The organism is Sphingopyxis sp. DBS4 (genome assembly GCF_024628865.1).
GTDB lineage: Bacteria > Pseudomonadota > Alphaproteobacteria > Sphingomonadales > Sphingomonadaceae > Sphingopyxis.
The window spans coordinates 1,347,470-1,366,514 of record NZ_CP102384.1; the positions used below are offsets into that span (position 1 = coordinate 1,347,470).

Consider the following 19,045-nt stretch of genomic DNA (forward strand, 5'->3'; position numbering starts at 1 on the left):
GGCTTCAGGAGAGACCAAATGAAGACAATGGGGATCAATCACATCGCGCTCGTGGCGCGCGACATGGCTGAAACGGTCAAATTCTATACCGAGGTGCTGCAGATGCCGCTGGTCAAGACGGTCGAGCTGCCGACCGGCGGCCAGCATTTCTTCTTCGATTGCGGCGGCGGATCGGCGGTCGCCTTCTTCTGGTGGAAGGATGCGCCGCCCGCGGCGCCGGGCGTCGCGTCGGTGAAGAAATTTCCCGGCGACGACAAGACCGCGGTCGGGTCGATGAACCATCTCGCCTTCCACATGGAAGAGGACGAACTGGAGGCCGCGATCGGCCGGCTGGTCGAGGCGGGGGTCGAGGTCATCCCGATGGTCGTGAACCACGACGACAGCGAGACGACGGTGAGCATGACGATGCACGACGGCGTGTTCATCCGCTCGGTCTATTTCACCGATCCCAACGGCATCATGATGGAGTTCGCCGCCAACACCAAGGTGTTCGGCCCCGAGGATGTTCGCCACGAACCCCAGCGCGTCGAAGCCGCCGCTTGACAGGGCACGCTGTTGGTAGCTTGTCGGCCGCTTCAGCGCCTGATCGTCACGACCGGCGGCTCGCCCCAATCGGCCTCGAACGCGCCGTGCAACGCGCGCACGCGGCGCTTGCCGATCCGCTGTTCGAGCAGCGCGCCCAGCTGTTCGACGATCGCATTGGCATCTTCGTGCATCTGCGCGCCGCGCTCGGCGAGCGTCACGATCTTGATCCGGCCGTCCTCGGGATCGGGTTCGAGCGCGAAGAAGCCCGCCTTGACCAGGCTCCCGATCGTCGTGTGCACCGCCTGGCGCGACAGGCGAAGCGCCCGGGCGATATCCGCCGGGCGCCGCGTGCCGACGAGGACGTGCAGAATGACCATCGATTCGGCGCGCGTGACGGGCTCCCAGCCTGCGGCCTTGAGGCTGCGTTGCAGCGCGTCGTCGAACCATTCGAAGCCCTCGAGCAGGGGAGCGATAAGGTAGTTGGTCGACTGCATTCCCGGTGTCTATGCATAGGACTTGCCGATAGGCAAGCGACGAGCGGATGCGGAAGCACGGGATGTCGAGGTGTGCCGGTGATGCGGCTTTCGGCACCTCTCCGCACTCGCCGCGATCGGGCCGCGCAACGGCGGTGCGGGAAAGGCGGGGCAGAGGAATGGCCACCCCGCCGTTCCCGAAGGTCAGAAGCGATAGCGCGCTTCGAGCGAATAGGTGCGCGGCGCGCCCGGAAGCGCCGAGTTGAACTGAAGCAGCGCCGCGAGCGGCATACCGCCGACATAATAGACTTTGTTGAAGGCGTTCTTGAGGTTGGCCGACAGCGACCAGCCGGCCGCTTCATCCTCGATGCCGATCCGGAAATTGGCGATCGAATAGCCGGGCAGATGCGCGGTCGGGTTAAGGTTGCCCGACGCGATGTAGAAGGTGCCGGTCTGCGAATAGAGGTCGCCGCGCAGCGATGCGGTGAGGCGGCTCGACACCGGCGCCGAAATCTCGCCATAGACGGTGCCCGACCATTCGGGAGTATCGGGCACCGTGCCGAGCAGGATCGTGCCGCCGAACGCCGGGGTCAGACCGTTGGTGAAGCGTGCGTGGGTATAGTTGAGATTGCCGCCGATGCGCAGCCAGTCGGTCAGCCGCAGATCGCCGTCGAGCTCGAACCCATAGACTTTGGTGCGCGGGACGTTGACGGCCAGAGAGGCGGGGCCGTTGATGTCGGCAAAGGCGTTTCGCTGCCCGTTCTTGATCCACATATTGTAGAGCGCGATGTTGAACCGCGCGGGCATCGTGGCGAGAAGGCCCTGGAATTTGGCGCCGGCCTCGACATCGGTGACGGTTTCGGTGCCATAGCTGTTGCCGTTCACCGTGGCGTCGCCGACGATCGGCGGCGAACTGCCGTTGAAACCTCCATTGCGATAGCTGCGGCGCGTAACCGCATAGAGCAGGACGTCGTCGCTGATCTGGTTCTGCAATCCGAAGGTCCAGCTCAGGTTGCGGATCGTCTTGCGCTGGTCGTTGTCCGCCACGCCGCTGGCAATTTGCGCCGGCGTCGCATAGCTGTTGTCGATCGGCAGCGTCCGTCCGCGCACGGTTTCGCTGGTGTAGCGAAGGCCCGCCGTCACGCCGAACCCGCCGCCGAGCTGATAGGTGCCCTGGCCGTAAAAGGCGTAGCTGTTGTTATAGGCGACGTCCGAATTGACCGACAGCGGCGACAGGCCGAGATCGCCGAACACGTCGAGGAAGGTCGCCTGGCGGAACACGTTCGATTTCTCGCTCGATAGATAGAAGCCGAGGGCATAGGTGAGCCTGTCGGCGGCGAGCGTGCCAAGAAGTTGCAGTTCCTCCGACAGGATCGTCGTTCGCGTATGGCCGCCGGGCCGTCCGACCTCGTCGATTTCGCCGTCGCCCGCGACGCCGAAGGGTGAACCGTCGGTGTCGCCGCGAACATCGGTCTTCAGATGCGCATAGCCGATGATGTTCTTGAGCTTGGTCGTGTCGTTGAGATCGACCGATGTCGAGTTGGTGACGATCAGATTTTCGGCGCGATAGAAATTGGCGTCGTTGGTCGCGATCGTGAATGGCCCGCGCGCTTTCTGGATCGCCAGGAAGTCGGCGAGACCGCCGGCGGGGATCGTCGGGTTGGTGTGCCGGCTGAGATAGCCGTCCCAGGCACCGGGGCCGAAGACGAGATCGAGGCCGGGAGAATAGAAGAGAGTCACCGCCGCCGCGGTGGGCTGCGTCGGATCGAGCGCATAGAGGACCGACTGGGTGCTGGTTCCGTCGGCCTTGTAGTAATCGACGACCAGATCATTCTCGAAGCCGCCCTCGCCGCGCCAGGTCAGGCTGCCGCGTACGCCATAGCGTTCGATCGAGCCGGGCCGCGACCCGTCGTAGAGATTGTGCTGGAATCCGGTCTGGTCGCTGTAGAAGCCCGCGACGCGCGCAAGCAGCCGGTCGTCGACGATCGGCAGGTTCAGCGCGCCTTCGAGCTGCACCGTGTCGTAATTGCCGTAGCGCGCGCTGAGATAGCCCCCGAATTCATTGGTCGGCTTGGCCGAGGTGAACAGCACCGCGCCGCCCGTCGCGTTGCGGCCGAACAAGGTGCCCTGCGGTCCCTTGAGCACCTGGACCGATTGCAAGTCATAGAAGGAGGTCGCGCCGCTGCCGCCGCCGCTGTTGCTGCTGATCTGCACTTCGTTGAAATAGGGGAGGACGCCGGGACGGGTGCCGGTGAACTGGTCGACCGATTGCCCGCGAAGCGAGAAGTTCACTTCGTTCGAGGTCGCGCCCGCGCGCACCGACAGGCCGGGCGCGGCGAATTGCAGGTCGGCCTCCGACCGCACATTCTGTTCGGCCAGTTCCTGCATACCGACGACATCGACCGCGACCGGCGTGCGCGACAGGCTTTCGTCGCGGCGCTGCGCGGTGACGATAATGTCCTCATTTCCCGCTGTCGTTTTGCTGGCGCTGTCCGCCGTCGTCTGGGCGAGGGCCGGCGCGGCACCTCCCAGCATCGCGGCGGCCATCGCAAATCCGCTGATCCCGTGCCTCGGCATCGTCTCTCTCCCCAGGCTCCGCACCTTCGGGCGCGTGTTGTCTGTAATTAATTACTTACATGAGCGATTGCGCCTGTCAACCGGCTTCCTGACGACCCTCGGCTTCGGCGCGGGTCATCCCCGCCAGGCGGATGAGATATTCGTGCAATTCGAACCAGATATTGTGATAGGAATCGATTTTCGGGGAGGCGAGATAGGGGGTTTCTCCCGCTTGTAACCGGGCGAAAGCCGCTTCAAGGCGGGTGCGGAAAAAGGGGAGCGGCCCGCGCGGCTCGATCGCCTCCAGCCACGCCATTGTGTCGCGGTGCAGCCCGGACATCCGGCCCAATATGGCGGCGTCATAATCGGGGTCGCTATGGTTGTTGAAGACCGGGGCGCCGTCTGACGGCCGCATCTGCCAGCCGGTGACGAGCGTCTTGAAATCGTCGTTGAGTATGTGAAACGCAGCGAGGCGATCGCGCGCGGCGTCAAGTCCCATCGCATCCCGATGCGCCGCGACCATCTGATCGCCGCGTGCCTTGCCTGAGTCGGTCACCTTGATGAAACGGGGCGAGGAGGCATCGAGAAATTCATCCAGCCCGGAGAGCTTCGCCGCCAGCGCGTCGCTGTCCAGCCGCCCGATTTCGATCGCGGCATCGCGGGGACAGAATCCCTTCAGCGCGACGAGCAGGACCAGTTCATCGTCGGACAGCGCCGACTGCACGGCGCCGATGCCGCCGTCCGCGGGGCCATCCCGCCAGCCCATCATCACCACGGCCTCGGGCGTAAGATGCGTCTCGCAGGCAAGCGCGCCGGCGAATATCTCGCCACTCTCGCCGTCGATCGACAGGATCGCACCCTCGTCGATTCGCATTCCTTCCACCGAAATGCCGCCTTCGACGAATTGCATCGCGCTCCAGCCGACCACCGCAGGCTTGCCCCAGCCGCGCGCGACCACCGCCGCATGGCTGGCGAGCCCGCCGCGGGAGGTCAGCAGCCCTGCGGCGGCGGCGATGCCTTCGATATCCTCGGGCGAGGTTTCGGGGCGCGCGAGAATTACCGCTTCGCCCTGCGCCACAAGGTTGACGGCGCGCTCGGCGCAGGTCACCAGCTTTCCCGAAGCAACGCCCGGCGACGCACCAAGGCCGGCGCCCAAGGCGCTTTCGTCGCCGGCGATACGCCGCGAACGCGCTGCGGCGCCGAGCAGATGCCCGACCCTGTCCAACGCTTCGCTCCGTGTCAGAGGAAAGTCGGGGTCGAGCGCCATGTCGTGCGCGATCCGGATCGCCGCTTCGGGCGATCGCTTGCCGGGGCGCGCCTGCAATATCCACAGCTTTCCAGATTCGATGGTGAATTCGACATCGACCAGATCGCGATAGTGACGCTCGATCGCGTCGAGGCAGCGGTCGAGCGCTGCGGCGGCGTCGGGCAGCCGGCTCGGCAATTGGGCAATGTCGATCGTCTGGTGGGCGCCCGATACCACGTCCTCGCCCTGCGCCTGAAACAGAATGTCGCCGAAGATCTGCGGTTCGCCGTCGGAGGGATTGCGGCTGAAGACCACGCCCGTCCCCGACATCGCGTCGCGATTGCCGAAGACCATCGCCTGGATATTGACCGCGGTCCCGGCGTCGTCGGCGATTGCCTCGATCCGCCGATAGGCTTTGGCACGCTCGCTGTTCCACGACTGGAACACGGCCTCGATCGCCGCGCGCAACTGCGCGCGCGGCGCATCGGGTGGCGCGTGACCCACTGATTTGACGAAGGATTCGTGGAGGCGGTGCAGGCAATCGCGGGCGAAATCCTCGTCGCCGCCGCTACGCGCCGCGAGCCCCGGCACGATATCGGCGTTGAGCCCGACGTTGAGCACCGTGTCCATCATCCCCGGCATCGATGCCGCGCCGCCCGACCGGACGCTGAGGAGCAGGGGATTGACCGCATCGCCGAAGCGTCGCCCCAGCATCGTCTCGATCTGCGCGAGATGCGTCTCGATCGCCTCGTCGAACGCGGGCGACCAGCCCGAGCGCAGATAGTGCCGGCACGCGCCGGTGCCCAAGGTGAAGCCCGGCGGCACCGGCAGCCCCATGGCGCGGGTCATGTCGGAAAGACTCTTGCCCTTGCCGCCCAGCAGTTCGAGGCGTTGGGCGTCCGACAGCGCGTGGGGTGCATCGAACATGAAGGCGATCGCTTCGCTCATCTCCGGCGATCCGTCACCGTCGAGCGCGCCGCTGGGCAGTCCGCCATGCCAGTCTCCTCTTCCCGGCCGATCTTGCTTGACCAGCTTTTATGTAAGCAAACACTTACTTCTGGAGGCCGGGATAAGTCAATCGGGCTTTCTGTCCGTGCCGTCGCCGCGATGTTCGAACAGCGGTAGCATCATCTGCGCGAGTTGTTTGGCGCTTGCCGCGGTATCGAGCCGGGTGCCGCGAAAATGCGCGTTGGCCGCGACGAAAAAGCTGATCCCGATTCCGGCGATCGCCAGGAAATGCTGGTCGAGCTTGCTGCCGGGGGCATCCGACGGCATCGCGGTCGCGGTCCGTCGCGCCCAGCCTTCGATCAGCGGAACGATGCGCTTGGCATAGAATTCCGGGCCATAGCTGCCGCTGCCGAACAGCGCGATGCCCAGCAGCGGAAACACCTCGTCCATATGGCTCAGATATTGCTCCGCGCCGCGTTCGAGGAGCTGGAGCTGGGTTTCCGCATCGGCCGCAGTCGCGACCAACCGTCCCGCATGATTATAGGTTTCGAGCCAGCTTTCGAGCGGCTCGATCACCGCGGCGTCGAACAATTCCTCCTTCGATGCGAAGTGGCGATAGATCAGCGCTTCGTTGATCTTCGCTTCGACCGCGATGTCCTTGGTCCGGGCGCCCGCATAACCGCAGCGGATGAACACTTCGGTCGCCGCCGCCAGGATCGATTCGCGGCGTTCCGCAGATGAAATGCGGCTCGTCGCTTTCTTCGGCCGGGCTTGCGCTTTGGTCACCACCATCCCTCGATCTTCGGTCCGTGCAGTACGGCAAATAGCGTGATGGCGCCCCCGAATGCAAATCCGACCGGTTTCGGCGCCCGATCCCGCCAACCTTTGCGGAGTCAGGCCTGGCGCCAAGAGGATTGACGCTCCCCGAATCCAGATGTAAGCATTTACTTACTTATAAAGCGAGAGAGGAATTTCATCGATGTCCCGTGCCCCGCGCCTGATTTCGCCGGACGATCATCTGCAAGCGCCCGCGCATCTGTGGCAGACGCGTCTGCCGGCGCGGTTTCGGGATCAGGGCCCTTATGTAAAGCGGATGACCGGCACCGCTTACGATGCCGGCGGCGGCAATTTCCGCTTTCGCGAGACACCCGACGGCGCGCTCGGCGATGTCTGGCATTATGACGGAAAGCAGGTTCCGATCGTCAAGATTGCGGCGGCGGCTGGCTTTTACCCGCGTTCGTCGGTGAAGTTCGGGCCGAACACCTTCGACGAGATTCGCGAAGGCTGTTACAACGGCACGGCGCGCCTCGCCGACATGGATCAGGCCGGTATCCTCGCCTCGGCCAATTATCCCAACATGTTCGTCATGTTCGCGGGCGAGCAATTCAGCTTCGCGTCGGACAAGCTGCTCGCGCTCGAATGCATCAAGGCCTATAACGACTTCGTGATCGAGGAATGGTGCGCGGGGTCGGGCGGCCGGCTGATCCCGATGGGGATCGTTCCGCTCTGGGACGCCGACCTCGCGGTCGCCGAAGCTCATCGGCTCGCCAAGCTCGGTTTCAAGACCATCTCCTTTCCCGAGGCACCGCATCGGAGCGGTCTGCCGTCGATCTCGTCGCGCTATTGGGACGGGTTGTTCGAGGCGGTCGCCGATGCCGACATGGTGCTCTCGGTCCACATCGGCACCTCGCCGATGACGCTCGCCGCGCCCGATGCGCCGGCAGCGGTCGCGCATGTCGGCGCCTCCTATTATGTCATGCACTGTCTGATGGAGTTCCTCTGGTCGGGCGTCTTTGTGCGCTTTCCGCATCTCCGCGTCTCGTTCGCGGAATCGCAGCTCGGCCTCGTGCCCTACACGCTCGACCGCTGCGACTTCATCTGGGAGAATATCGTCATCGACGGCGTCGCCACCGTCGACCAGCGCGCGCTCCCCGAGAAGCCGTCGCATTACTTCCGGCAGAATTGCTACGTCTCCTATTTCCGCGACCCGGTCGGGCTGGAAATGACGCAGCACATCGGGATCGACAACATCATGTTCGAAACAGACTACCCGCATCTCGACTGCGACTGGCCCGATTGCCTGACCGAGGCTGAGCAGATGGTCGCTCATCTGCCCCACGATGCGCAGGACAAGATTCTGTTCGGCAACGCGCACAGGCTGTTCCGGCTGGATATCAAGGAACCGGCGCTCGCCTGAGCCCCGCGAACGGATCAAGACAGGAGAGGGCGATGAAGTTCACCGCGACCGAGCGGATGGCGCCGCACCGCATGCCGGATGCGGACGAATATTTTCACAGGCCACCTGATCCGCTGCCCGAACGGTGGCAGGAAAATACGATGCTCGCGGCGTGGAACATCGACGAAGGGCACGGCTTTCTGGTTCATACCAAGCGCTGGCCAGCGAAGGGCGACCATGAGGCGCATATCATCGTTTTCGTCGATGGCGTCGCCTCGTCGGCGATCCTGCACCGGCCGACCGGCGACACCCTCCGCATCAACGACGAAATCCCCGAACTGCTGTTCGAGCCGGAGGTGCCGTGGAGCCGCTGGCGGCTGTGCGCCGAAATCCAGGGTGCGGGCGGCATCGGTCCGCACGGCTTCCTCGCGCATGCGCCCCGCGGCGATACGATCGGCGCGATCGATATCGTCATGGAAAGCGATCTTCCTATTGCCGATTTCAACGCCGCGCTGGCCGAATGGGCCGAGACGCTGAGCGCGGCGGGGTCGCATTCGCACAATTCGGCGCAGGCGCATTATGAGCAGGGCGGTCGTTGGCACGGCACGCTGCGCGTCGGCGGCCGGACAGTGAAGACCAGTGGGTTGTTCGTGCGCGATCATAGCTGGGGAGAACGCGTCGAGCGCGGGTTCGACTCCGGGGTGTTCTGGACGGCGTCGTCGCTCGATAACGGCAATATCTTCTGCAACGCGATCGGCTTTCCGCAGCCCGACGGTTCGGCGATCGGCACCGGCATATTGGTGAACCGCGACGGCGCGTTCCTGACCAACAAGGTCGGGGGGCGCTTCACCCCCGAGCCGGGCCTGCTCAGTTACGACCGATCGGAGTTGACGTTCGGGTTCGATACGCCGGTCGTGCTGACCGGCGAAACCCACGTCCACGTACCCAAATATCTGCCCGGGTCGGGCTTCCGCCGCTATGACAATAATGCGATCTCGCGGGTGCGGATCGGCGATCGTGTCGGCATGGGGTGCCTGGAATGGGCGGCGGTGCTCGAAAAGCATCAGGCCGACGATCTCGATCGCCTGCTCGAAGACGCATAAGAAACCGACCCGCCGACCGGCAAAATGCCGGCGACTGGATCGGGGGAGAGGATTGCATGACCGTCGACACCTGGCTGCTGCACGATACGCCGTCGAAGCGCTTCCCGATTTATACGCGTTCCAACGCGGCCGAAGTGATGGGCGCACCGGTATCGCCGCTCGGCTGGTCCTATGTCTGGCGCGAAGCCTTCGGTCCGGGCACGGTGCGCGGCTATGTCGATTTCGGCGGTTTCGACGCCGACGAGTTCGACGGGCCCGAGGATGTCTATGGCATCTTCGGCGGCTATTTCTATCTCAACATCTCGGTGATGTTCGTCGAGATGGAGCGAATGATGCCGGGTGGCGCGGCGCGCATGGCGGCGATGTTCGATAGCGGCCCGGGAATGCCGCCGCATATCGCCGAGGATTGGCACGCGAATGCCGCCTGCGGCGCGCGGGTCGCGGCGAATGTCGGGTGCTTCATGGCGGGCGAGGTCCACCCCGACCTGGACGTTTTGCACGAAGCGGCGATCGCGTTGCGCGCGGAGCGCCCCGATCTCGCGTCGATTTCACCGGCCGAGATCATCGCGCGGCTGCGGTCGATTACGCCCCTCCTCGACCGCGCCGGATGCATCCATGTGCAGATCGGGCAGGCGGGCATGATCGCGATGGGCCAGCTTGCCGAGCTTCTGGCGGCCGTCGGCCGGGCCGGGGACGTGGCGCGGCTGGGCACCGGCATCGGCGATGTCGAGTCCGCCGATATCGCTCGCGGGCTTTGGACGATCAGCCGCCTGGTTCGCGGCTCACCCGCGCTCAAGGCCGCTTTCGCGCCGGGCATCGACGGCGTGCTGGGTCGCATAACCGACCTCCGATTCCACGACCTCTTCCGCCATTTCCTCTATGAGCATGGCGCGCGCGCGACGAACGAATGGGACCTGATCTACGATACCTATGAAACCGCGCCGCAAACCGCGCTGGCGCTGATCGACGCGATGGCGAAGCAGGGGGACGAAGCCGATCCCGAGGCGGCGCTGAATCGCAACGCGGCGCTGCGGCGCGAATGCCTCGCCGATATTCGTGCGCAATTTCCCGGTCAGGCCGATGAGATCGACGCCGCCGCGACGGCGCTCGCGACATGGTTCGTCGCGCGCGAGCGGTCGAAGAATATGTGCGTCCGCCTGGTTCACGAGGCCCGCATGGGCTGCGAAGCGCTGGCGGCGCAGGGCATTGCGGCAGGCGCGCTCGACGACCGGCGGCAATTCTATATGCTTCTGTCGAATGAACTCGACGCTTGGGCGAGCGACCCCGCCGCCTTCACCGACACGCTGCGCCGGCGGCTGGCCGATTATCACGCCCTGGATCAGATCGAGCCGCCCTTCTTCGTCAACGGCGAATGCCCGCCGATCGCCGAATGGCCGCAGCGAAGCGTGCGTGACATCGCGGCCGCCGCCGATGGCGATCGGCTGACGGGTGTCGCCTGTTCGCCGGGCCAGGTCACGGGGCGGGCGCGGATCATCCTCGACCCTTCCGACCCCGGCGCGCTCGAACCCGACGAGATTCTCGTCACCACGAACACCAACCCCAGTTGGACGCCGCTGTTCCTCGTCGCCGGCGCGGTGGTGACCGAGTTCGGGTTGTTCAATAGCCACGCCAGCATCGTCTCGCGCGAGCTGGGAATTCCATGCGTCGCGTCGGTCGACGGCGCAACCGACCGGATCAAGGACGGCATGCTGGTGTGCGTCGACGGAGCGGCCGGAACCGTCGATATTCTCGAGGGGGTCGCCTGATGCCGACCCCCGGCGATGCAATCCTGTCCCCCCATACCTACGCCGATCCCGATGCGATGGACACATTGTTCACCGCGCTGCGCCGCGACGATCCCGTGCACCGCGTCGAACATCCCGATTATCGCCCCTTCTGGGCGGTCACCAAATTCGCCGATATCCAGGAGGTCGAACGGCAGCCCGATCTCTTTCTGAATGCGCCGCGCACTTTCCTGCGCACCCTCGCCTATGAGGAGCGCGCCCGCGCGGCGACCGGCGGCAATCCCGCGCTTCTGCGTAGCCTCGTCTTCATGGATGCGCCCGATCATGCGCAATATCGCAAGCTCACGCAGGCGTGGTTTATGCCGGGGCGGATCAAGGCGCTCGAAGCCGATATCCGCCAGCTCGCGGCCGAGGTGATCGATGATATGGCCGACCGCGGTGGAGCCTGCGATTTCGCCGCCGACGTCGTGCCCTATTTTCCGGTGCGGGTCATCATGCGCATCCTCGGCGTGCCGCGATGCGACGAGCCGTTGATCCTGCAACTGACGCAGGAAATCTTCGGGTCGGACGATCCCGACGTGCAGGCGGCGCGGACGATGACCGCGAGCCTGGCCGATACGGTGAAGGTCTTCTCCGACTATTTCCGCGACCTGACCGCCGAGCGCCGCCGCAATCCTTCGGACGATCTCGCCACATTGTTCGCGCATGCAGAGATCGACGGCCGGCCGATGGCGGACCATGAAAGCGTCTCCTATTATATTCTCGTGGCGACGGCCGGGCACGATACGACCAGTTCCACCACAGCGGGCGGCCTGCTGGCCTTGATCGAGAACCCCGATGCGCAGGCACAGCTAAGGGCCGATCTTTCGCTTCTGCCCGGCGCCGTCGACGAAATGGTGCGCTGGGTGTCTCCCGTCCGCCATTTCTTTCGCACCGCGACCCGCGATCATGAACTGCGCGGCAAGGCCGTTCGCGCCGGTGACAGCCTGATGATGTGTTACCCCAGCGCCAATCGCGACGAGGAGATATTCGACGATCCTTTCGCGTTCCGGATCGATCGCCCGGCGAACCGGCACATCGCCTTCGGCTACGGCCCGCATCTGTGCCTGGGCATGCATATGGCACGGATGGAAATCCGCATCTTCTACGAAGAATTGCTGCGCCGCGTTGCCTCCGTCGAGCTGGCGGGCGACCCGGCCTGGCTCGCATCGACCAACGTCGGCGGGCTCAAGCGCCTACCCATCCGTTTTACGCTCGCTTGACAGACGGGGCTCGTCCCGCCGATCAGGCAAAGGCGGCCACCGGGGAGGAACTATGATCGCCGATACCGATTTTTCCGGAAAGACCATTCTCGTCGTCGGCGGATCGAGCGGCATCGGAAACGGCATTGCGCACGGCTTTCGTCAACGTGGCGGGGCGGTGCATGTGTGGGGAACCCGCGCTGCGGCGTCCGACTATGATCCTGCCGACGGCTCCGATCTGGCCGGGCTCGGCTATGATTGCGTCGATGTCGGCGATCCGGCGGCGATCGACGCCGCCGCGACGCCCTTCGACCGGCTCGACGTGCTTGTGCTGTGCCAGGGCGTCGTCGTCTACAAGCGCGGCGAGTTCGAGCGCGAGGGGTGGGACCGGGTCATGGCGGTCAACCTTGATAGTCTGATGCATTGCGCGCGCAAATTTCGCGGCCAGCTATCCGAGACCCGTGGTTCGATCGTCGTGGTCAGTTCGATTTCGGGTTTGCGGGGAAATATCGGCAACCCCGCTTATGCCGCGTCCAAGGCGGGCGCGATCAGCTTGACCAAGACGCTCGGCCAAGCGTTCGCCGCGGACGGCATTCGCGTCAACGGCCTGGCGCCGGGGCTCGTCGATACGAAATTGACCAAGGCCACGACGCAGCATCCCGATCGCCTGGCAGGCCGCCTGGCGGCGATCCCGCAGCGGCGAATGGGGACGCCCGAGGATATGGCCGGCGCCGCGATCTTCCTCGCGTCCCCGCTCGCATCCTACGTAACCGGCCATACGCTCGTGGTGGACGGCGGTCTCTCGCTCTAACACTGGCTGTACCGTCCTTCCGTTGCTGGAAGGACAGCGGGGTGTTATCCTAAGTCTCTAAAAAATGGTGGACGCACTAGGGCTCGAACCTAGGACCCGCTGATTAAGAGTCAGCTGCTCTACCAACTGAGCTATGCGTCCACTGCCGTTTTCAGGCAGTCTCCTCAGCGGCTCCGGGGAGCCTTGTGCTGCGAAGAGAGCGGCCCGCTATCATGCCAATTCGCTGATGGCAATGGTCCTCGCCGATATTTTTTCACATCTATCCTCCATCGGGCAGTTGTGCATTGTGCGACGGACTCGCTGCGGTACCATCCAACCTCGCTAGGTCGCGGGCGTCTCTGCCACGGCGCCTGCTGAGTAGGGTGTTCGTATCGCGGTTGACGCGCACTTCGTTCGCGGCCGGTCGTCGGTCCAGAGCGATGCGCGCATGGCTTCGAGTTCGCCGTCGATCAATTTCTCGATATCGCCCGGTTCAACGCCCGCATGCACGCCTGGATATCGCGGGCGGTTTTGCAGAGCACTTCCTGATTGACGGCTTCCCCAACAAAGCGTGACAGGTCGCCCTTGCGACCGCCGCCGCCATTATGGCGCGAGTCCTGATTTCGGCGCTTTGAATATCTGGCCGTCGATCGGCGCATTGACGGAGACAGTCTTCCAATAGACGGTGTTCGCTTTTACACCATCATAATAAAGGGACACCTCGCGCGCCTGCAACCAGCGCGGATTGTCGAGCATGACGAAATCGTCATAGGTGCGCACGTGGAACCCGCGCGGCGTCGCGAAGCCCATGTAGCGGATATAATGGCTGTCGCGATCGATGCCGAACAGCGTCCGGGTCCCGTTCGGGTCGATGATCCGGATCATCCGCACCGGGTGGCCCTCGACGTTGGTGTCGGGCGCCCGCTCGATCCGGAAACCGTCGTTCAGCGCCTGGCGGATGATGCCGAAGCCGAAATTATTCGCCCAATAGGCGTCAGCCTCCGCCTTTGGCATCACCCCTTTCTCGGTCCAGGTCGTCGTGCCGTCGAAACCGACCTCGAACAGCAGGCGCTCGCCGACGCGGTCCTGGCGCTCGGCAAGCCGGTGGCGACGGTGATTTTCGCGGGCCGCCCGCTGACGATCGGCGCGCTCGCCGACCGCGCGCCGGCGATCCTCTGGGCCTGGCATCCGGGGGTCGAGGCGGGGCCCGCGCTCGCCGATCTGCTGTTCGGCGACGTCAGCCCGTCGGGCCGCCTGCCGATCAGCTTCCCGCGCCACGTCGGGCAGATTCCGATCCACTACGACCACCGCAGCACCGGCCGTCCGCCGAGCGAGACCGAACGCAACAGCGCCAAATATGTCGACGCCCCCTGGACCCCGCTCTATCCCTTCGGCCACGGCCTGACATATGCGCCTGTCCGTTACGAGGCGTTGACCCTGTCGTCCGAACGGGTCGCGCCCGGCGCCGCGCTTGATGTCGCCTTCCGGATCGCGAACGAAGGCCGGTTCGCGGTCGAGGAGGTGGTCCAGCTTTATCTGCACGACGAGGTCGCGAGTACGACCCGCCCGGTCAAGGCGCTCAAGCGTTTCGCCCGCATCGCGCTCGCACCCGGTGAGCGCAAACAAGTCCGCTTCACGCTCGCGGCCGCCGATTTCGCGTTGCTCGATGTCGGTCTTGCGCCCGTGGTCGAACCGGGCGGCTTCTCGCTGTTCGTCGGCGGCAGTTCGGAAACGGCGCTGGAGGCGTATTTCACCGTCGAGAGCTGAGCCGCGCCTCAGTGAAAGCGGCGGCTGCCCGTCTTGCTGTCGTTCTCGACCGCCAGGATGATGCCGATGCAGGTCATGATCGTCAGCATCGACGATCCGCCATAGGAAAAGAGCGGCAGCGGAATGCCGACGACCGGCGCCAGGCCCATCACCATCGACAGGTTGATCGCGATATAGAAGAAGATCGTCATCGTCAGGCCGGCGGCGGTCAATTGGCCGAAGCGCGTGCGGGCGCGCAGCGCGACGCGCGTGCCCCAGCGGATCAGCAGGAAAAAGGCGAAGAGCAGGCCGATCCCGCCGATCAGCCCCCATTCCTCGGCCATCGTCGCGAAGATGAAGTCGGTATGCCCCTCGGGCAGATAGTCGAGATGGCTCTGCGACCCGTTGAGGAAGCCCTTGCCGCCGATTCCGCCCGATCCGATCGCGATCTTCGATTGGCTGATATGATAGCCTGCGCCGAGGGGATCGCTCTCGGGGTCGAGGAAGATCAGGATTCGCTTCTGCTGATAATCGTGAAGCATCGAGAAAAGCACCGGAAGCGCCGCGGCGCCCGCGCCGGCGGCGCTGCCGAACCACCAGAAAGGCAGCCCGGCGACGAACATCACGACCACGCCGCCGATGCTGATCGCGAGCGCGGTGCCGAGGTCGGGCTGCAGCATGACGAGCGCGGCGGGGAGCCCGATGGCGACCAGCGCGGGCCAGAGCGCGGTGAAGGTGCGCGTGTTGCCCGGTGGCAATTGGGCATAGAAGCGCGCAAGCGCGAGGACGATCGCGACCTTCATCAGTTCCGAGGGTTGAAGGTTCATGAAGCCGAGGTTGAGCCACCGCTGGCTGCCGCCGCCGACGAAGCCCAAAAGCTCCACTGCGAGGAGTAGCAGCAGGACACCAAGATAGCCCAGATAGGAGAAATCCTCGAAGATCCGGAGGGGCATCCGGCTGATGCCGAGCATGATGCCGAGGAAAACGAGGAAACGCACCCCCTGTTGCCACGCCCAGGGCGACCAGTTTCCGCCCGCCGCCGAATAAAGGACGAGCAGGTCGAAAGTGATGATCGAGCCGAGCAGCGCGATCAGCTTCCACGGAATGCGCTGGATGGCGGGCGGGACGGGGATCATTGCGCGAGCCCCGGATCGGGCGCGGCGATACCGGCCTTCCAGGCCGCATAATTGCGATCCATGCGCTCCTTGATCGTGCCGCCCCAGCCGGTCTCGAACGCATCGAGCGCTTCCATCGCCTTTTCGCGGTCGTAGAGAAAGGTGAGAATGTCCTTGGCGACGGGGGCTGCGGCGCGGCTGCCGCCCATGCCATGCTCGATGATGACCGATATCGCATAGCGCGGATCGCCGACCGGCGCGAAGCCGATGAACAGGCCGTGGTCGCGAAACTTCCACGTCCCGCCCTTGCCATTGCCGGTGTTGAGCCCGCGTACCTGCGCGGTGCCGGTCTTGCCGGCCATGGTGATTCCGTCGAGCGGCAGGCGGCTGCGCCCGGCGGTGCCGCCCGGCCCGTTGACGACGAGGTCCATGCCCAGGCGCGCGGTCCCGAGCGCTTCGGCGGAGAAGGGCAGGGGGTCGTTCTTGAACTGCCGGTTGACGAGGCGGGGATAGAGGCGGCGCCCCGAGGCGATGCGCGACGCCATCACCGCGAGCTGAAGCGGGTTCACGCTGACATAGCCCTGACCGATCACCGCGTTCAGCGAATCCGACGCCGACCAGGGCTGGCCGTATTTCTTCATCTTCCACGCGCTGTCGGGGATGGTGCCGAAGCGCTGGTTGCTGCCCGCGAGCTGGAATTCCTCGCCGAGGCCCATCAGGCGCGCCGTCGGGGCGATCGCATCATAACCGAGCCGATCCGCGACCCAGTAGAAATAGCTGTTGCAGCTTTTCATGATCGCGTGCGGCATATCGAGGCTGCCGTGCGTGCCGAGGCAGCGGAAGAAACGGTTGCCGAGGCGGTAGCCGCCGATGCACGTGTGGCGCTCGCTGGGATCGATGCCATGCTCGATGGCGGCGATCGCGGCCATCGGCTTCAGCGTCGAACCGGGCGGATAGAGGCCGCGCGTCGCCTTGTTGATCAGCGGCTGGTGATCGTCGGCGCGCAGCCAGCTATATTCCGAATTGCTGATGCCGTCCGAAAAGCTGTTCGGATCGAAGCTGGGCATCGAGACGAAGGCGAGGATATCGCCGGTCAGCGTGTCGATGACGACCGCTGCGCCCGATTCGGGGCCCAGGCGCCGCGCGGCATAGTCCTGCAGGTCGGCGTCGATCGTCAGGTGGACGGTCTTGCCCTGCGTGTCGGGCTGGGTGCTGAGCTCGCGCACTACCTTGCCGCGCGCGGTGACCTCGACGCGCTTGGCGCCGGGCTTGCCGCGCAGCATGTCCTGAAAATATTTTTCGAGCCCGTCCTTGCCCGTCTTGTAGCCGGGCGTGATGTAGAGCGGATCCTTGACCTTCTCATATTCCTCTGCGGTCGGCGCCCCGACATATCCGATCAGATGGCCGACCGCGGCGCCGGTCGGATAGTTGCGCGCAAAGCCGCGCTGCGGCGCGATGCCCGGCAGTTCGGGCAGATGGACAAGCACCGAGGCATAATCCTGCTCCGTGACGTCTTCCGCGACCGCCACCGGCTGAAATCCCGACGCGGCTTTCAGGTCGCGCTCGATCCGCTCCATCGTGTCGCCATCGAGGCGGAGCAGCGTCTTGAGCTGTCCGAGTACCAGATCCTTGTTGTGCAGGCGATCGGGAATGATGTCGACGCGCAAGGAGACGCGATTGTTCGCCAGCGCCTTGCCCTGCCGGTCGACGATCCAGCCGCGCCGCGGCGGGATGAGCGTTAGATTGACGCGATTGCTTTCCGATTCAAGAACATAGCGCTCATTGTCGATGATCGAAATATAGGCCATCCGCGCCGCGAGCGTGCCGAACAGCGCCGCCTGCGCGCCGCCGACGACGATCGCGCGGCGGGTGAAGGTGATGCCTCTCCAGGCTTCGGTGATGGGCGGGCTTTTCTTGCCGAACATGAGCGGGATTTATCTGCGCCTGAGACGGAAATTGTCAAACTTGCCGGTCAGACGAAGAAACAGCGGCATGAGCAGGACCGAAACGATGATTTGGGGCACCACGAGCCCGAGGACATGCCCCGGCGCAGCGTGGGGGTGGGTGATCAGCGCGGCGATTGACTGAATGACCGCGACGAGCAAGGCGCCGATCGCCCAGTCGTGCAGAAAGCCGCGCCAATAGATGCGCTGCGAGATATAAGCGATCACGATGCTCGCGATCGTCCACAGCCCGATCGCGGTGCCGATCGGCGCGCCGCTGAACAGATCGTCCCACAGGCCGAGCGGCAGGCCGATCCACACCGGCCACATCTCGGTGCGCAGCAGCTGCCAGCTCAAAAAGAACAGCAGTCCGAGCGGCGGCAGCACCGGCGAACTGGCGACGAGCGGCAGCATCAGCGGCAGCGCCGAGGCGAACAGCACGGTCGCGATCGGCACGATCCGCATCCGCCACAGCGACGCCGGTTCGCCGAGGCGCGGTCCGCGCGGGTTCATGGCGCTTTCGCGGACGGAGGAGCGGGGGCGGGCGCGGGCGCGGGGACCGCCTGCGCCTCGATATTGTCGGGGGTATAGGCGCGCAGCACCGACACGGCATCGACTTTCGCGGGGTCGGCGAGCGGGCGAGCGAGCGCGCCGTCATCCTGGCGGCGCGCGACGATCGCGACCGGGATGTTCGGCGGATAAAGACCGCCGGTTCCCGAGGTGACCAGAATGTCGCCGGGCTTGAACGGATTGTTCGCGATATTGAGCGTGCGGATGTCGAGATCGCCGTTGCCGCGGCCATAGGCGAGCGCGGGCAGTCCGTCGCGCGCGCGGCGGACGGGAACGATATTGTCGACGTCGGTAAGCAGCAGCACCTGCGACACCGAGGGGCCCGAACTCAGCACGCGTCCGATGAGCCCGTCGGCGCCGCGCACCGGCTGCCCTGCCGCGATGCCGACGTTGCGACCGATGCTGAGCAGCGCGATGCGCCTGCTGCTCGTCGAGGTCGAGGTGAGGAGATAGCCGTTGGCGATCGCCGCCTTGTCGGTCTGCTGCAATTGGAGCAGCGCCTTCAATTGGCGATTTTCCTCCTGGAGCGAACTGGTCGCGACAAGCTGGCGGCGCGTCGCGGCCAGCTCCTTGCGCAGCCGCCGGTTCTGCGACCCCGCCTGGACATAGGCCGACACGGCGTCGTCGATCCCCGAGATCGAGCCGATCGCCGCACGGCTGGCGCGCGCGATCGGCGCGGTCACTTCCTGGCTCGCGATGCGAAGCTGGGCAAAGCCCACGGGATCGACGACCGACAGCACAGCCAGCAGCAAACCCGCCACCGCCCCCGTCACCGCAATGACATAGGCAGCGAACAGGCTGTACTGGGCCTTTCGGGATTGCCCCGGACGCCGATGTGCCGGGCGGACCATGATGCGAGCCTAGACGA

At 65.0% G+C, this 19,045-nt stretch carries 17 protein-coding genes and 1 tRNA gene; 7 read left to right on the plus strand and 11 right to left on the minus strand.

The genetic code is table 11. The features are described from left to right. The first annotated feature begins 18 nt into the window (after positions 1-18). The gene (locus NP825_RS06250) at positions 19-543 is read left to right on the plus strand and encodes a VOC family protein (protein ID WP_257549470.1); all 525 of its coding nucleotides are present in this window, start codon (positions 19-21) and stop codon (positions 541-543) included. Between the two features lie 32 nt (positions 544-575). Here the strand turns inward: NP825_RS06250 and NP825_RS06255 are convergent, their stop codons facing one another. From NP825_RS06255 to NP825_RS06270, 4 genes are all read right to left on the minus strand, one after another. After that, positions 576-1,019: a MarR family winged helix-turn-helix transcriptional regulator gene (locus NP825_RS06255; protein ID WP_257549472.1), complete on the minus strand. Its 444-nt coding sequence runs from the start codon at positions 1,017-1,019 to the stop codon at positions 576-578. 183 nt (positions 1,020-1,202) lie between these two features. Beyond that, positions 1,203-3,575, minus strand: coding sequence for a TonB-dependent receptor (locus NP825_RS06260; RefSeq protein ID WP_257549474.1), 2,373 nt, complete (start codon positions 3,573-3,575; stop codon positions 1,203-1,205). A 76-nt stretch (positions 3,576-3,651) separates the two neighbouring features. Continuing rightward, complete coding sequence (locus NP825_RS06265) at positions 3,652-5,748, minus strand: PEP/pyruvate-binding domain-containing protein (RefSeq protein WP_257549486.1); 2,097 nt, start codon at positions 5,746-5,748, stop codon at positions 3,652-3,654. 126 nt (positions 5,749-5,874) lie between these two features. Continuing rightward, positions 5,875-6,534, minus strand: a complete 660-nt coding sequence (locus tag NP825_RS06270; protein ID WP_257549488.1) for a TetR/AcrR family transcriptional regulator — start codon at positions 6,532-6,534, stop codon at positions 5,875-5,877. A gap of 193 nt (positions 6,535-6,727) precedes the next feature. On the opposite strand from NP825_RS06270, the gene NP825_RS06275 reads away from it, so the two are divergent. The 5 genes from NP825_RS06275 to NP825_RS06295 are packed head-to-tail and all read left to right on the plus strand — an operon-like array spanning position 6,728 to position 12,824. Then, positions 6,728-7,945: an amidohydrolase family protein gene (locus NP825_RS06275; RefSeq protein WP_257549490.1), complete on the plus strand. Its 1,218-nt coding sequence runs from the start codon at positions 6,728-6,730 to the stop codon at positions 7,943-7,945. Between the two features lie 32 nt (positions 7,946-7,977). Then, positions 7,978-9,027 (plus strand): hypothetical protein, encoded by a 1,050-nt coding sequence (locus tag NP825_RS06280; RefSeq protein WP_257549492.1) that lies wholly within the window; start codon positions 7,978-7,980, stop codon positions 9,025-9,027. 56 nt (positions 9,028-9,083) lie between these two features. Further along, positions 9,084-10,793 (plus strand): PEP-utilizing enzyme, encoded by a 1,710-nt coding sequence (locus NP825_RS23555; RefSeq protein WP_306998647.1) that lies wholly within the window; start codon positions 9,084-9,086, stop codon positions 10,791-10,793. Beyond that, on the plus strand, positions 10,793-12,034 hold the full coding sequence (locus tag NP825_RS06290) for a cytochrome P450 (RefSeq protein ID WP_257549502.1): 1,242 nt from the start codon (positions 10,793-10,795) through the stop codon (positions 12,032-12,034). Before NP825_RS23555 ends, NP825_RS06290 begins: the two co-directional genes overlap by 1 nt. A 52-nt stretch (positions 12,035-12,086) precedes the next feature. After that, the gene (locus NP825_RS06295) at positions 12,087-12,824 is read left to right on the plus strand and encodes an SDR family NAD(P)-dependent oxidoreductase (RefSeq protein ID WP_257549504.1); all 738 of its coding nucleotides are present in this window, start codon (positions 12,087-12,089) and stop codon (positions 12,822-12,824) included. A gap of 65 nt (positions 12,825-12,889) precedes the next feature. On the opposite strand, the gene NP825_RS06300 is transcribed toward NP825_RS06295, so the two are convergent. From NP825_RS06300 to NP825_RS06305, 3 genes are all read right to left on the minus strand, one after another. Beyond that, a tRNA-Lys gene (locus NP825_RS06300) sits at positions 12,890-12,965 on the minus strand. Positions 12,966-13,273: 308 nt separating this feature from the next. Further along, a complete protein-coding gene (locus NP825_RS23625) occupies positions 13,274-13,462 on the minus strand; it encodes a ribbon-helix-helix domain-containing protein (protein WP_374046534.1) in 189 nt (62 codons plus the stop codon). Beyond that, entirely contained in the window at positions 13,407-13,817 is a 411-nt protein-coding gene (locus NP825_RS06305; RefSeq protein WP_257551593.1) for a hypothetical protein, read from the minus strand. The genes NP825_RS23625 and NP825_RS06305 overlap by 56 nt, the downstream gene beginning before the upstream one ends. On the opposite strand from NP825_RS06305, the gene NP825_RS06310 reads away from it, so the two are divergent. Beyond that, positions 13,698-14,570 carry a glycoside hydrolase family 3 C-terminal domain-containing protein gene (locus tag NP825_RS06310; protein WP_257549506.1) on the plus strand — a complete coding sequence of 291 codons (873 nt, stop codon included), beginning with the start codon at positions 13,698-13,700 and terminating at the stop codon, positions 14,568-14,570. The genes NP825_RS06305 and NP825_RS06310 overlap by 120 nt on opposite strands. 8 nt (positions 14,571-14,578) lie before the next feature. On the opposite strand, the gene rodA is transcribed toward NP825_RS06310, so the two are convergent. The 4 genes from rodA to mreC are packed head-to-tail and all read right to left on the minus strand — an operon-like array spanning position 14,579 to position 19,028. After that, positions 14,579-15,685 carry a rod shape-determining protein RodA gene (gene rodA / locus NP825_RS06315; RefSeq protein ID WP_257549508.1) on the minus strand — a complete coding sequence of 369 codons (1,107 nt, stop codon included), beginning with the start codon at positions 15,683-15,685 and terminating at the stop codon, positions 14,579-14,581. Continuing rightward, positions 15,682-17,589 (minus strand): penicillin-binding protein 2, encoded by a 1,908-nt coding sequence (gene mrdA / locus NP825_RS06320; RefSeq protein ID WP_257549510.1) that lies wholly within the window; start codon positions 17,587-17,589, stop codon positions 15,682-15,684. The genes rodA and mrdA overlap by 4 nt, the downstream gene beginning before the upstream one ends. Before the next feature lie 9 nt (positions 17,590-17,598). Then, positions 17,599-18,120 carry a rod shape-determining protein MreD gene (locus NP825_RS06325; RefSeq protein ID WP_257549513.1) on the minus strand — a complete coding sequence of 174 codons (522 nt, stop codon included), beginning with the start codon at positions 18,118-18,120 and terminating at the stop codon, positions 17,599-17,601. Continuing rightward, a complete protein-coding gene (gene mreC, locus NP825_RS06330) occupies positions 18,117-19,028 on the minus strand; it encodes a rod shape-determining protein MreC (RefSeq protein ID WP_257549515.1) in 912 nt (303 codons plus the stop codon). Before mreC ends, NP825_RS06325 begins: the two co-directional genes overlap by 4 nt. Positions 19,029-19,045 lie beyond the last annotated feature (17 nt).